The sequence below is a fragment of the Roseateles sp. GW821-FHT09B06 genome (genome assembly GCF_059418245.1).
This window is the reverse complement of the sequence record NZ_JBWKPM010000005.1, coordinates 14,907-28,947: the sequence shown is the minus strand read 5'-3', so window position 1 is coordinate 28,947 and position 14,041 is coordinate 14,907. Positions and strand designations below refer to the sequence as shown.

The window sequence follows — 14,041 nt, the reverse complement described above, 5'->3', positions numbered from 1 at the left end:
GCGGCGCTAGGATGGCCGCTGCTCAACTTCGGGCGATGTTCATGACGGATCTCCCCAGCTTCCAGGACGTCCGGGCCGCCGCCGAACGCATCCGCGGCCATGCCCACCACACGCCAGTGCTGCGCTCGCGCCAGGCCGACGAGGCCTTCGGCGCCCAGCTGTTCTTCAAATGCGAGAACCTGCAGCGCATCGGCGCCTTCAAGTTCCGCGGCGCCTTCAATGCGCTGTCACGCTTCGATGCCGCCCAGCGGCGTGCCGGCGTGGTGGCTTTTTCCTCGGGCAACCATGCGCAGGCGATCGCGCTGTCGGCGCGGCTGCTGGGCATGCCGGCCACCATCGTGATGCCGCAGGACGCGCCCGCCGCCAAGATCGAGGCCACGCGCGGCTATGGCGGCCGGGTGGTGATCTATGACCGCTTCAAGGAGGACCGCGAGCAGATCGGCCGCCGGCTGGCCGAGGAGCAAGGCCTGACCCTGGTGCCGCCCTTCGACCATGCCGACGTGATCGCCGGCCAGGGCACGGCGGCGCTGGAGCTGTTCGAGGAGCTGGGCGCGCTCGACGCGCTCTTCGTGCCGCTGGGCGGCGGCGGCCTGCTGGCCGGCACGGCGCTGGCCACCCGCGCGCTGGCGCCGGGCTGCAAGCTCTATGGCGTCGAGCCCGAGGCCGGCAACGACGGCCAGCGGTCGCTGCGGGCCGGGCGGATCGTGCACATCGACACGCCGCAGACGATTGCCGACGGCGCGCAGACCCAGCATCTGGGCGAACGCAACTTCGCGATCATCCGGCGCGAGGTCGACGAGCTCCTGACCGCGTCCGACGCCCAGCTGGTCGAGGCCATGCGCTTCTTCGCCTCGCGCATGAAGCTGGTGGTGGAGCCGACCGGCTGCCTGGGCTTCGCCGGCGCCGCGACGATGAAGGAGGCACTGCGCGGCCAGCGCGTCGGCGTGCTGCTGAGCGGCGGAAATGTGGACCTGCCGCGCTTGTGCGAACTGCTGCAGGGGCCGCGGGATTGTTGAGTGGTGTGCGGCTGTCATGCCGCCGTCACGGGGCGGTCATGGATGTTTCATGGCCCATGCGCAGACTGCGCTGCTTCCAGCAACAGCCAGAGGAAGCAGTCCATGTCGCAACAGAATCCCTACATCGACCCCGACGAGATCGACCACAACAACAGCGCCAACGAGACCTTCCAGAGCGTGCTGCAGGCCCGCCTGGCGCGCCGCTCGATCCTGCGCGGCGCCATCGGCAGCGCCGCTGCGGCCGTGTTCGGCGGCATCGGCCTGTCGGCCTGCGGTGGCGGCGATGACGACGACACGAGCACCCCCGTCAAGCCCCTGGACAAGCTGGGTTTCGCGGCCGTGGCCAAGAGCCTGGCCGACGCCGTGGTCGTGCCGGCCGGCTACACCGCCAGCGTGATCTACGCGCTGGGCGATCCGCTGAGCGCCGCCACCAGCGCCTACAAGAACGACGGCACGGACGGTGACTTCGAGAACCGCGCCGGAGACCACCACGACGGCATGGAATATTTCGGCCTGGCGGCCGACGGCAAGCCCGACGCCAAGGGTTCGGAGCGCGGCCTGCTGGTGATGAACCATGAGGCCACCAGCCACAACGGCAGCGAGCGCGCCTCCGCCTTCGTGCATGCCACCGGCGGCACCAACACCCTGCCGCGCCCGGCCGCCGAGGTGGACCGCGAGGTGCCGCTGCATGGCGTCTCGGTGGTCGAGGTCAAGAAGAACGGCGCGGCCTTCGCCTATGTGAAGGACTCGGCCTTCAACCGCCGCATCACGCCGCTGAGCGCCGTGACCCTGTCGGGCGCCGCCGCCGGCTCGGCCCTGATGAAGACCAAGTTCTCGGCCGACGGCAAGACCGGCCGCGGCACCCTGAACAACTGCGGCACCGGCTCGACGCCCTGGGGCACCACGCTGACCGGCGAAGAGAACTGGGCCGGCTACTTCACCCGCGGCGCGGCCGACAACACGGCGCGCGGCAACGACAAGAGCGTCACCTCGCTGAACCGCTACGGCCGCGCCCAGGGCGCTGCCAGCCGCCATGGCTGGGAGACCGGCGGCAGCGACGACAAGTACGCGCGCTGGGACATCTCCAAGAAGGGCGCCTCGGCCGACGGCCTGGACGACTACCGCAACGAGCTGAACACCTTCGGCTACCTGGTCGAGATCGATCCCTATAGCAAGACCAGCGCCATCAAGAAGCGCACCAGCCTGGGCCGCTTCGCGCATGAAAGCGCCGCCTTCAGCAAGCTGGTCGAGGGCAAGCCCCTGGCCGTCTATATGGGCGACGATTCGCGCGGCGAATACATCTACAAGTGGGTGTCCACCGCCCTGTGGGCCGCCGCCGATGCCAACCCGAGCGACCGCATCGCCACCGGCGACAAGTACCTGGATGCCGGCAAGCTGTTCGCCGCCAAGTTCAATGCCGACGGCACGGGCGAATGGATCGAGCTGTCGATCAACAACGCCACGATCAAGGCCGCGACCAACTACGCGTTCGCCGACCAGGCCGATGTGCTGGTCAACGCCCGCCTGGCCGCCGACGCGGTGGGCGCCACCAAGATGGACCGCCCCGAGTGGTGCGCCAGCCATCCGGTCACCGGCGAGGTCTACTTCACGCTGACCAACAACTCCAACCGCACGCTGGCCACGGTGGACGCCGCCAACCCGCGCTACTACCAGGACACCAAGGGCGCGTCCACGGTGCAGAGCGGCAATGTCAACGGCCACATCATCCGCGTGGCCGAGCTTGCCGGCGAGGCCGCGGCCAGCGGCTTCAAGTGGGACGTCTACCTGTTCGGCGCCGAGGCCGGCGCCGACAAGGGCCTGGTCAACCTGTCCTCGCTGACCGAGGACCAGGACATGTCCAGCCCCGACGGCCTGTGGTTCAGCCGCGCCACCGGCCTGTGCTGGATCCAGACCGACGACGGTGCCTTCACCGACAAGACGAACTGCATGATGCTGGCCGGTATCCCCGGCACGGTGGGCGACGGCGCCAAGAAAACCCTGGCCTACACCGGCAAGAGCGTGGACACCTATGTCGGCAAGGCGCCGACGGCCGACACGCTGAAGCGCTTCCTGGTCGGCCCGGCGGACTGCGAGATCACCGGCTGCGCCGAGACGCCCGATGGCAAGACCCTGTTCATCAACATCCAGCATCCGGGCGAGACCATCAGCTCGGCCACGGTGACCGACCCGAGCAAATACCTGAGCCACTGGCCCGGCAATGCCGGCTACGGCGCCGGCGGCGCCACGGCCCGGCCGCGCTCGGCCACCATCGTGATCACCAAGAACGATGGCGGCGTGATCGGCAGCTGAGGCCCTGCCCGGGGCTCGCCGGTCCGGAGGCTGCGTCGGCAGCGCCCGCGGCGAGCCCGGTTTCCCGGGCGTCCGCGCTGCAGCGGGCGTGTCCTTGCGCGGCGCCCGGCCGCGATGCCTTCGACGGCTTCCGCGACGGGCCGATTGGGCTAACAATCGGCGACATGAGTCACGAGTCCGCGCAGCAGATGGCGGCCGAGCGCCGCCATCAGATGTTTCCGCCGTTGCGGCCGGAGGAGATCGAGCGGATGGCCCATTTCGGGGAACGCCGCAGCTTCCGCCCCGGCGAGCTGCTGAAGACCGCGGGGCAGCGGGCCCCGGGTCTGTTCGTGCTGCTCTCGGGGCATGTGCTGGTCAAGCAGCGCAGCGGGCTGGGCCAGGTGATACCGATCGTCGAACATGGCCCCGGCGAGTTCATGGGCGAGATCGGCCAGCTGGGCGGTGCGGCTTCGCTGACGGACGCCGAGGCGCTGGACGAGGTCGAGGTGCTGCTGGTGCCGACCTCTCGCCTGCATGCGCTGCTGATCGGCGAGGCCGATCTGGGCGAACGCATCGTGCGCGCGCTGATCCTGCGCCGGATGCTGCTGATCGAGGCCGAGTCCAGCGGGCCGGTGCTGATCGGACGTCCCCAGTCGCCGCAGGTGCTGCGGCTGCAGGGCTTTCTGCGCCGCAATGCCCAGCCCTACCAGCAGCTGACGCCCAGCGAGCGCGATGCCACCTCGGCCATGCTGGAGCAGTACGGCGCCACCGCCGACGACGTGATGGCCGTCTGCCCGAACGGCGTGGTGCTGGTCAATCCCAGCGAGGCCCAGCTGGCGCGCTGCCTGGGCATGCTGGATGCGCGCGAGCGCACCGAGTGCTACGACGTCCTCGTCGTCGGTGCGGGGCCGGCAGGCCTGGCGGTGGCGGTGTATGCCGCGTCGGAGGGCCTGCAGGTGGCGGTGGTGGATGGCCGCCATTTCGGCGGGCAGGCGGGCGCCAGCGCCCGGATCGAGAACTATCTCGGCTTTCCCACCGGCATCTCCGGCACGGCCCTGACCGGCCGCGCCTTTGTGCAGGCGCAGAAGTTCGGCGCCGATGTCATGATTCCGATCGAGGCCTGCACCCTCGATTGCAGCCGTGCCGAACCCGATCGCCCGCTGCGCGTGCAGCTCGGCGACGGCCGCTGGCTGCGCGGCCGCGCCATCGTCATCGCCAGCGGGGCCCGCTACCGGCGGCCGGCGGTGCCGCGCCTGGCCGAGCTGGAGGGGCGCGGCGTCTGGTACTGGGCCTCGGCCTCCGAGGCCGCGCTATGCGCGCAATCCGAGGTGGCGCTGGTCGGCGGGGGCAATTCGGCGGGCCAGGCGGCGGTCTATCTGGCCCAGCATGCGCAGCGGGTCTATATGCTGGTGCGCGGGCCGGACCTGTCGGCCAGCATGTCGCAATACCTGATCGACCGCATCGCCAACACGCCCAATATCAAGCTGCTGACGCAGACGGAGCTGTGCGCGCTGCGCGGCGACCGGGCCAACGGCCTGACCGGCGTCAGCTGGCGCGACGGGCGCGACGGCCAGCTGCGGGACTGCGACATCCGCAACCTGTTCCTGTTCATCGGTGCGGATCCGGAAACCGGGTGGCTGGAGGGCTGCGGCGTGGGGGTCGACCGGCACGGCTTCGTGCTGACCGGGTCGGATGCCGCCACGCCCGGCGAGCCGCCGCCGCGGGCCCTGGAAACCAATGTGCCGGGGGTGTTCGCGGTCGGCGATGTGCGTGCCGGATCGGTCAAGCGCGTCGGCGCCGCGATCGGCGAGGGCGCGGCGGTGGTGGCGATGCTCCACCAGTACCTGGCGGCTCGGTAGCAGGCCCCGGGCGATCCCGCGCTCAGGCCCGCGGGGCATGCTCGCCGGGCAGCTCGCGCGGCGCGCCGAACATGAAGCAGTCGACGAAGGTGAAGTACAGCGAGGCGTAGAACACGCTGGACAGCAGCAGGCCCAGCGGCAGCGCCAGCATCGGCAGCAACTGGACCAGGCCCAGCAGGCTCATCAGCAGGCTCAGCAGCAGCGACAGGCCCAGCAGCAGCGCCAGCCAGCACAGCGCGTTGAGCAGGAAGGCGCCGCGGTTGCGCCAGACGCCCAGGGTGCTGGAGAACAGCGCCTGCAGCGCGCCCTGGCCGCCCCAATGCACCAGGGCCGGCGCATGCCAGAAGGGCACCGAGAGCAGGGCCGCCAGCGACACCCGGCAGATCATGCCCCAGAGCAGACGCGGGTCGGCCAGCGCGGCCTGCACCGCGGCCTCGTAGGCCGGGCTGTCGGACTCGGGCTTGGCCAGCAGGTTCTGGAAGGCCTCGAAGCTGCCGCCGTCGACCCAGTTGCTCAACACCATCACCAGCACCGTCGCCAGCGCATAGGCGCCGCACAGCGCCAGCTGGGTGTTGCGGCGCTGCGGCGTGAGCTTCAGCGGCGCCAGAAACACGGCGGCGGTGGGCGTCTGGTTCTGCAGCACCAGATGGGTGGCCAGCATGAAGCCGAGGCTCAGCAGCGGCAGGGACATCAGCAGCAGCACCGAGCCCAGCACCGGCAACAGCAGCAGCAGCAGGCCGGCGAACAGGAACAGCGCGAACAGGCCGGTGATCGCCAGCGGCCGGCGCTGGAATACCTTGAAGCCATGGCGTACCCACAGCACGCCGTTGCGCGCGGGCACGGTCTGCAAATGCAGTTGCATTGTCACATCAGTCTTTCAGGGCATGCCAGGGCTCGGCCACGCGCTCGCGCAGCACGCGCTCGAAATGGCCGGGGTCATGGGGCTTGAGCAGGGCGGCGTCGCGCGGCAGGTGGAAGTCCCACAGCCGCGAGATCCAGAAGCGCAGCGCCGCGGCACGCATCAGCGCCGGCAGCAGGCGGTGTTCGGCGCCGCTGAGCGGCCGCACGCTCTCGTAGGCGTCGACGAAGGCCTGGGCGCGCGGCGCATCCAGCCGGCCGCCGTCGAGATCGATGCACCAGTCGTTCAGGCATACGGCCAGATCGAACAGCCAGGTGTCGACGCCGGCGAAATAGAAGTCGAAGAAGCCGGACAGCCGTTCGCGACCGGGCTGGCCCTCGACGGGCGCGAACATCACATTGTCGCGGAACAGGTCGGCATGGATGGGCCCGCGCGGCAGCTCGGCATAGGTGTGGGAGACGGCCAGCTGCTGCTGGAAGGCCAGCTCGGCGCCGATCAGCTGGGCTTGGGCCGGCGTCAGATGGGGCAGCACGACCGGCACGGTCTCGCTCCACCAGGCCAGGCCGCGCAGATTCGGCTGGTGCAGCGGGAAGTCCTGGCCGGCCAGATGCATCTGCGCCAGCTGGGCGCCCACCTGCTGGCAGTGGAACAGGGCGGGCGCCAGCTGATGGCCGCCGGCCAGCTTGTCCACCACGGCGGCGGGCTTGCCCGCCAGCTCGAACAGCAGCTCGCCGTCGGCGTCGGCATGCGGCTCGGGCACCGCCACGCCGCGCCGCGCCAGGTGCTGCATCAGGCGCAGGTAGAAGGGCAGCTGCTCGAACGTCAGTCGCTCGAACACCGTCAGCACATACTCGCCCCGCGTGCTGCTGAGGAAGTAGTTGGTGTTCTCGATGCCGGCCTTGATGCCGCGCAGGCCGGTGACCCGGCCCAGATTCAGTCGCTCGGCCAGGGCTTGGGCCTGGGCCTGGGAAATTTCGGTGAAGACGGCCATTGCGGAGGAAGGTCGTGCCGGGGCGGAAAGCAGGGGTGCCAGGGCACCTGGGCCCCTTGCGCTTCAGAAATCCAGCAGGCGCCAGACCCGCTGGCCGGCGGCGCCGCGGGAGGAGCCGGGACCGGCGGACAGGTCGCGGCTGGCGTCGCCGACGATGATCTCGTAGGCGGGTGCCCTGCTGTTCTTGGGCTGGACCGTGACCTTCTGGGTCTGGCCGCGCACGCGCAGTTCCTCGACGCGGGTATGGTCGTCCTCCAGCACGATCTGCTTGACCTGCGGCTCGGGCACGTCCAGGGCGCGGGCCGCGGACGCGGCACAGGCCAGCATGGCGAGCAGCAGCAGGGGGAGGGAGGGGCGCATCAGCATGATGTTGCCATTCTAAGCGGGGCCGGCCGCGGCGCTTGGACGACAATCGCCCCCCATGAGCAAACCGATTCTGCTGCTGGTCGACGGCTCCAGCTACCTCTACCGCGCCTACCATGCCCTGCCCGATCTGCGCGGGCCCGAGGGCCAGCCGACCGGGGCCCTGCACGGCATGGTCGCGATGCTGAAAAAGCTGCGCGAGCAGATCGGCGCCGAGCATGCGGCCTGCGTCTTCGATGCCAAGGGGCCGACCTTCCGCGACGACTGGTACCCCGAGTACAAGGCGCAGCGCGCGCCGATGCCCGATGCGCTGCGCGAGCAGATCGCGCCGATCCACGAGGTGGTGCGCCTGCTCGGCTGGCCGATCCTGGAGGTGCCCGGCATCGAGGCCGACGACGCGATCGGCACGCTGGCCTGCGTCGGCGAGCGCGCCGGCTACCAGGTGGTGATCTCCACCGGTGACAAGGACATGGCCCAGCTGGTCACGCAAGAGGTGACCCTGATCAACACGATGAGCAACGAGACCCTGGACGGCGCCGGCGTGCTGGCCAAGTTCGGCGTGCCGCCCGAGCGCATCGTCGATTACCTGACCCTGATGGGCGACGCGGTTGACAACGTGCCCGGCGTCGAGAAGGTCGGCCCGAAGACCGCGGCCAAGTGGATCGCCGAGCATGGCTCGCTGGACGGCGTGATCGCCAATGCCGACCAGATCAAGGGCGTCGCCGGCGAAAACCTGCGCAAGGCCCTGGACTGGCTGCCGCTGGGCCGCAGGCTGGTGACGATCAAGAGCGACTGCGACCTGGCCGAGCAGATGCCCGGCTGGCCGGCGCTGGCGTCGCTGCAGCTGAAAGCGGTGGACCAGGCCGGCCTGATCGACTTCTACGGCCGCAACGGCTTCAAGACCTGGCTGAAGGAGCTGAGCGGCGAGGCGGTCCCGGCGGCGCCGGCCGGCAAGCCCAAGGCCGCGGCCGCTCGGGCGTCCGGCAATGGCGAGCTGTTCGCCGAGCCGGCGGCGCCGGCCGCGGCGATCGAGCGTCACTACGAAGCGCTGCTGAGCTGGGACCGGTTCGAGGCCTGGCTGGCCAAGCTGGCGGCCGCGCCGCTGACCGCGCTGGACACCGAGACCGATTCGCTGGACGGCATGCAGGCCCGCATCGTCGGCATCTCCTTCGCGGTGGAGCCGGGCAAGGCGGCCTATATCCCGCTGCGCCATGCCGGGCCGGACGCGCCCGAGCAACTGCCGCTGGACGAGGTGCTGGCCCGGCTCAGGCCCTGGCTGGAGGACCCGACCAAGCAGAAGCTGGGCCAGAACATCAAGTACGACACCCATGTGTTCGCCAACCATGGCATTCAGGTCGCCGGCTATGCGCACGACACCATGCTGCAAAGCTATGTGCTGGAGGCGCACAAGACCCATGGCCTGGGGGCGCTGGGCGAGCGCTATCTGGGCCGGGCGGGCATTTCCTACGAGGACCTGTGCGGCAAGGGCGTGCACCAGATTCCCTTTGCCCAGGTGGACGTGGCGCGCGCCACCGAATACTCGGGCGAGGATTCGGAGATGTGCGTGCAGGTGCACGAGCTGCTGCTGCCGCGCATCGAGGCGGAGGCCGGCCTGAAGTTCGTCTACCAGCAGATCGAGCTGCCGGCCTCGCACACCTTGGCGCGCATCGAGCGCAACGGCGTGCTGATCGACGCGGCGCGGCTGCAGGCGCAGAGCCACGAGCTGGCGCAGCGCCTGGTCGTGATCGAGCAGGAGGCCTATGCGATCGCCGGCCAGCCCTTCAATATGGGCAGCCCCAAGCAGATCGGCGAGATCCTGTTCAACAAGCTCGGCCTGCCGGTCGTCAAGAAGACCGCCACCGGCGCGCCCTCGACCGACGAGGAGGTGCTGGACAAGCTGGCCCAGGACTACCCGCTGCCGGCCAAGATCCTCGAGTACCGCGGCCTGGCCAAGCTCAAGAGCACTTACACCGACAAGCTGCCGCAGATGGTGAACGCGCGGACCGGCCGCGTGCACACCACCTATGCGCAGGCGGTGGCCGTGACCGGCCGCCTGGCCAGCAACGACCCGAACCTGCAGAACATCCCGATCCGCACCGCGGAAGGGCGCAAGGTGCGCGAGGCCTTTGTCGCGCCGCCGGGGCATGTGATCGTCAGCGCCGACTACTCGCAGATCGAGCTGCGCATCATGGCGCATATCAGCGAGGACCCGGGCCTGCTGCGCGCCTTTGGCGAGGGCATCGACGTGCACCGTGCGACCGCCAGCGAGGTGTTCGGCGTCGCGGTCGACGAGGTGACGAGCGAGCAGCGCCGCTATGCCAAGACCATCAACTTCGGCCTGATCTACGGCATGGGCGCCTTCGGCCTGGCGCAGTCCTTGAGCATCGAGACGAAAGCGGCCAAGGACTACATCGACCGCTATTTCACCCGCTTCGCCGGCGTGAAGCGCTATATGGACGAGACGCGCGAATCGGCCAAGGCCAAGGGCTATGTCGAGACCTTCTTCGGCCGGCGCATCTACCTGCCCGAGATCAACGGCGGCAACGGCCCGCGCAAGAGCGGCGCCGAGCGCCAGGCGATCAATGCGCCGATGCAGGGCACGGCCGCCGACCTGATCAAGCTGGCGATGGTGGCGGTGCAGCGGGCCTTGGACGAAAGCGCCAAGGCCACCAAGATCATCATGCAGGTGCACGACGAACTGGTGTTCGAGGTGCCCGCGGCCGAGCTGGACTGGATCAAGGCCGAGGTGCCGCGGCTGATGGCCGGCGTGGCCGATCTGAAGGTGCCGCTGCTGGCCGAGGTGGGCGTCGGCGCGAACTGGGACGAGGCGCATTGACGGCCCACCCCCTATGCGCTGCGCGCGCCACGGCCGGAGGCCTTGGCCACCGGCCGACCGGCAAAGCCGGGTCGGCGCTGCCCGCTCGGGACTGCGGTGCGGGCGCTGCCGCCTGGCTCTCGGTTAGCATCCCCGCCCATGAATTGGCCCTATGAGTTGCAGATCGGCTGGCGCTACACCCGCGCCGGCCGCGGCGGGCGGCGCAACCGCTTCATTTCCTTCATCTCCGGCGTCTCGGTGCTGGGCATCGCCCTGGGCGTGGCCGCGCTGATCATCGTGCTGTCGGTGATGAACGGCTTCCAGAAGGAGGTGCGCGACCGCATGCTCAGCGTGATCGCCCATGTGGAGCTGATGTCCTACGATGGCCAGGCGCTGCCCGACTGGCAGGCGACGGTGGCCCGCGCCAAGCAGAACCCGGCGGTGCAGGGCGCCGCCCCCTTCGTCGCGGCCCAGGCCCTGATCGCGCGCGGCGAGGACATGCGCGGCACCATCGTGCGCGGCATCGACCCGCAGCTGGAGCCGCTGGTCACGCCGCTGGCCGCGCAGCTGAAGGACGGGCCGCTGGCCCGGCTGAAGGCCGGCGAATGGGGCATGGTGCTGGGCGGCGAACTGGCGCGCCAACTGGGCGTGCGCGAGGGCGACAAGCTGACCCTGGTGACGCCCGGTGGCCAGGTGACGCCGGCCGGCACCCAGCCGCGCCTGAAAAGCTTCACGGTGGTGGGGGTCTTCAATGCCGGCCACTACGAATACGATAGCGGCCTGGCCCTGATCCATGTGGACGATGCGGCCAAGCTGTTCCGCGTCGCCGGGCCCACCGGCGTGCAGCTGAAGCTGGCCGATGTGCACGAGGCGCGTCGCATCGGCGAGCAGCTGGCGCGGAGCCTGGGTCCCGAGATCCGGGTGCGCGACTGGACCCGCACCAATGCCAACTGGTACGACGCGGTGCAGGTCGAGAAGCGGCTGATGAGCATCATCCTGACCCTGATCGTCGCGGTGGCGGCCTTCAACCTGGTCTCGACCCTGGTGATGACGGTGACCGACAAGCAGTCCGACATCGCGATCCTGCGCACCTTCGGCGCCAGCCCGCGCTCCATCATGGGCATCTTCATGGTGCAGGGCGCGGCTTCGGGGGTGATCGGCACGCTCTCGGGCGTGGGTCTCGGGCTGCTGGTGGCCTACAACATCGACGTGATCGTGCCGGCCATCGAGCGGCTGCTGAACGTCAGCTTCCTGCCCGGCAGCATCTACCTGATCAGCCGCATGCCCAGCGACCCGCAGAGCACCGACGTCCTGCCGATCGCGGTGACCTCGCTGATCCTGGCCTTCGTGGCCACCCTGTATCCGAGCTGGCGCGCCAGCCGCGTGCAACCGGCCGAGGCCCTGCGCTATGAGTGATGTCGTGTTGGAGGGCATGGCGCTGTCGCGGCGCTTCCGCGAGGGCGGGCTGGACGTGCAGGTGCTGAAGGGCGTGGACATCCGCGTCGGCCGCGGCCAGACCCTGGCCGTGCTGGGCGCCTCGGGCTCGGGCAAGTCCACCTTGCTGCATCTGCTGGGCGGGCTGGACAAGCCCTCGGCCGGCAAGGTCGCGCTGATGGGGCAGGATCTGGCGGCCCTGGGCGAGCCGGCGCTGGGCCAATGGCGCAACCAGCATCTGGGCTTCGTCTACCAGTTCCACCACCTGTTGCCGGAGTTCAGCGCGCTGGACAATGTGGCGATGCCGCTGCGCGTGCGGCGCAGCCCCAAGCCCGAGGCGCGTGCGCAGGCGGCCGCGATGCTGAGCAAGCTGGGTCTTGGCCAGCGCCTGGCGCATCGGCCGTCCGAGTTGTCCGGCGGCGAGCGCCAGCGGGTGGCGATCGCGCGCGCGCTGGTGACGCGTCCGGCCTGCGTGCTGGCCGACGAGCCGACCGGCAATCTGGACCGCGACACCGCCGACGCCGTGTTCGCGCTGATGCTGGACACCGCGCGCGAGCAGGGCACGGCCTTCGTGCTGGTGACCCACGACCAGGGCCTGGCGGCGCGCTGCGAGGCACAGCTGCGGCTGGTGGGCGGGGCGCTGCAGTAGCGTGCTGCAGTAGGATCGCGGGCCCCGAAAGATTCTTGTATGAGCCACCTCTCCTCCCGATTCATCCTCAAGCTCAGCTGCCCCGACCGCGCGGGCATCGTCCATGCCGTGACCGGATTTCTGCTGGAGCAGGGCGGCAACATCCTGACCTCGGCCCAGCATGGCGATGCCGACCACCAGCGCTTCTTCATGCGCCTGGAGTTCGAGTGCGCGGCCGGTGCCGAGGCCGCCGCGCTGCGCGCGGCCTTTGCGCCGCTGGCCGCGCGGCTGCAGATGGACTGGGAGCTGGTGGCCGGGGCGGCCAAGACCCGCGTGCTGCTGCTGGTCTCGAAGCTGGGCCATTGCCTGAACGACCTGCTGTTCCGCGTGCAGACCGGGCATCTGCCGATCGAGATCCCGGCCATCGTCTCGAACCACCGCGACTTCTACCAGCTGGCCGCCTCGCACAACATTCCCTTCCACCATTTCCCGCTGCTGAACAGCTCGGCCGAGCAGAAGGCCGCGCAGGAGCGCAAGATCCGCGAAGTGGTGGAGGAGAACCGGATCGACCTGGTGGTGCTGGCGCGCTATATGCAGATCCTCAGCCCCGAGTTCTGCGCCTATCTGTCGGGCCGCGCGATCAACATCCACCACAGCTTCCTGCCCAGCTTCAAGGGCGCCAAGCCCTACCACCAGGCCTATGAGCGCGGCGTCAAGCTGATCGGCGCGACGGCCCATTACGTGACCTCGGACCTGGACGAGGGCCCGATCATCGAGCAGGAGGTGGCGCGCATCGATCACAGCCTGCCGCCCGAGCAACTGGTGGCGATCGGCCGCGATGTCGAATGCGTGACCCTGGCGCGCGCGATCCAGTGGCATGCCGAGCACCGCGTGCTGCTGAACGGGCACCGGACGGTGGTGTTCCGCTAGCCGATCATGTGGGTTGACAGCCACTGCCACCTGGACGCGCCGGAGTTCGACGCGGACCGGGACGCGGTGGTGGCGCGGGCCCGCGCGGCGGGCGTGACGCAGATCGTGATTCCGGCGGTCGGCGCCTTCGACTTCGAGGCGGTGCGCGCGCTAGCGCATGAGCATGGCTTTGCCTACGCGCTGGGCATCCATCCGCTCTATGTGATGCGGGCGCAGGAAACGGACCTGGAGATCCTGGCCGGCCTGCTGGCGCGGCATCGCGAGGACCCGCGGCTGGTGGCGATCGGCGAGATCGGGCTGGATTTCTTCGTCTCCGGTCTGGACGTGGCGCGGCAGGAGTTCTTCTACCTGGAGCAACTGAAGCTGGCCAAGCGCTTCGGCCTGCCGGTGATCCTGCATGTGCGCAAGAGCGCCGACCAGCTGCTGCGCGGGCTGCGCCGTGTCGAGGTGGCGGGCGGCATCGCGCATGCGTTCAATGGCAGCCGGCAGCAGGCGGATACCTTCGTCGGCATGGGTTTCAAGCTGGGCTTTGGCGGCACCTTGACCTACGAGCGCTCGCTGCAGATCCGTCGCCTGGCGGCCGAGCTGCCGGCCGAGAGCTTGGTGCTGGAGACCGATGCGCCGGACATCCCGCCGCATTGGCTCTATGCGACGGCGGACGAGCGCGTGGCCGGAAGGGCGCAGGGGCGCAACGAGCCGGCGGAACTGCCGCGCATTGCCGCGAGCCTGGCCGCGCTGCGCGGCTGGAGCCTTGACGAGACCGCGGCAGTCACCGGCGCGAATGTGCGGGCGGCGCTGCCGCGGCTGGCGGGACTTGTCGCCCCGGGGGCATCTGCACAGGGCGGCTGACCGCCCCG

At 69.9% G+C, this 14,041-nt stretch carries 11 protein-coding genes; 8 read left to right on the top strand and 3 right to left on the bottom strand.

Annotation, left to right across the window (positions count from 1 at the left end; translation table 11 throughout):
* Positions 1-41 precede the first annotated feature (41 nt).
* The 3 genes from AC07OQ_RS06075 to AC07OQ_RS06065 all read left to right on the top strand — a co-directional run bounded on the left by AC07OQ_RS06075 (position 42) and on the right by AC07OQ_RS06065 (position 5,164).
* Positions 42-1,016 carry a threo-3-hydroxy-L-aspartate ammonia-lyase gene (locus AC07OQ_RS06075; RefSeq protein WP_495052205.1) on the top strand — a complete coding sequence of 325 codons (975 nt, stop codon included), beginning with the start codon at positions 42-44 and terminating at the stop codon, positions 1,014-1,016.
* 102 nt (positions 1,017-1,118) lie between these two features.
* Positions 1,119-3,326, top strand: a complete 2,208-nt coding sequence (locus tag AC07OQ_RS06070) for a PhoX family protein (protein WP_495052204.1) — start codon at positions 1,119-1,121, stop codon at positions 3,324-3,326.
* A gap of 164 nt (positions 3,327-3,490) precedes the next feature.
* Positions 3,491-5,164 (top strand): FAD-dependent oxidoreductase, encoded by a 1,674-nt coding sequence (locus tag AC07OQ_RS06065; RefSeq protein ID WP_495052203.1) that lies wholly within the window; start codon positions 3,491-3,493, stop codon positions 5,162-5,164.
* A gap of 22 nt (positions 5,165-5,186) precedes the next feature.
* On the opposite strand, the gene AC07OQ_RS06060 is transcribed toward AC07OQ_RS06065, so the two are convergent.
* From AC07OQ_RS06060 to AC07OQ_RS06050, 3 genes are all read right to left on the bottom strand, one after another.
* Positions 5,187-6,026: a BPSS1780 family membrane protein gene (locus AC07OQ_RS06060; RefSeq protein ID WP_495052202.1), complete on the bottom strand. Its 840-nt coding sequence runs from the start codon at positions 6,024-6,026 to the stop codon at positions 5,187-5,189.
* A gap of 7 nt (positions 6,027-6,033) precedes the next feature.
* A complete protein-coding gene (locus tag AC07OQ_RS06055) occupies positions 6,034-7,014 on the bottom strand; it encodes a homoserine kinase (protein WP_495052201.1) in 981 nt (326 codons plus the stop codon).
* Between the two features lie 63 nt (positions 7,015-7,077).
* Positions 7,078-7,380: a hypothetical protein gene (locus tag AC07OQ_RS06050; protein WP_495052200.1), complete on the bottom strand. Its 303-nt coding sequence runs from the start codon at positions 7,378-7,380 to the stop codon at positions 7,078-7,080.
* Between the two features lie 55 nt (positions 7,381-7,435).
* On the opposite strand from AC07OQ_RS06050, the gene polA reads away from it, so the two are divergent.
* The 5 genes from polA to AC07OQ_RS06025 all read left to right on the top strand — a co-directional run bounded on the left by polA (position 7,436) and on the right by AC07OQ_RS06025 (position 14,033).
* Positions 7,436-10,213: a DNA polymerase I gene (gene polA / locus AC07OQ_RS06045; protein WP_495052199.1), complete on the top strand. Its 2,778-nt coding sequence runs from the start codon at positions 7,436-7,438 to the stop codon at positions 10,211-10,213.
* Positions 10,214-10,351: 138 nt separating this feature from the next.
* Entirely contained in the window at positions 10,352-11,608 is a 1,257-nt protein-coding gene (locus AC07OQ_RS06040) for a lipoprotein-releasing ABC transporter permease subunit (protein WP_495052198.1), read from the top strand.
* A complete protein-coding gene (locus tag AC07OQ_RS06035; RefSeq protein ID WP_495052197.1) occupies positions 11,601-12,275 on the top strand; it encodes an ABC transporter ATP-binding protein in 675 nt (224 codons plus the stop codon). Before AC07OQ_RS06040 ends, AC07OQ_RS06035 begins: the two co-directional genes overlap by 8 nt.
* Before the next feature lie 39 nt (positions 12,276-12,314).
* On the top strand, positions 12,315-13,184 hold the full coding sequence (gene purU, locus AC07OQ_RS06030; RefSeq protein ID WP_495052196.1) for a formyltetrahydrofolate deformylase: 870 nt from the start codon (positions 12,315-12,317) through the stop codon (positions 13,182-13,184).
* 6 nt (positions 13,185-13,190) lie between these two features.
* Positions 13,191-14,033, top strand: a complete 843-nt coding sequence (locus tag AC07OQ_RS06025; protein WP_495052195.1) for a TatD family hydrolase — start codon at positions 13,191-13,193, stop codon at positions 14,031-14,033.
* Positions 14,034-14,041 lie beyond the last annotated feature (8 nt).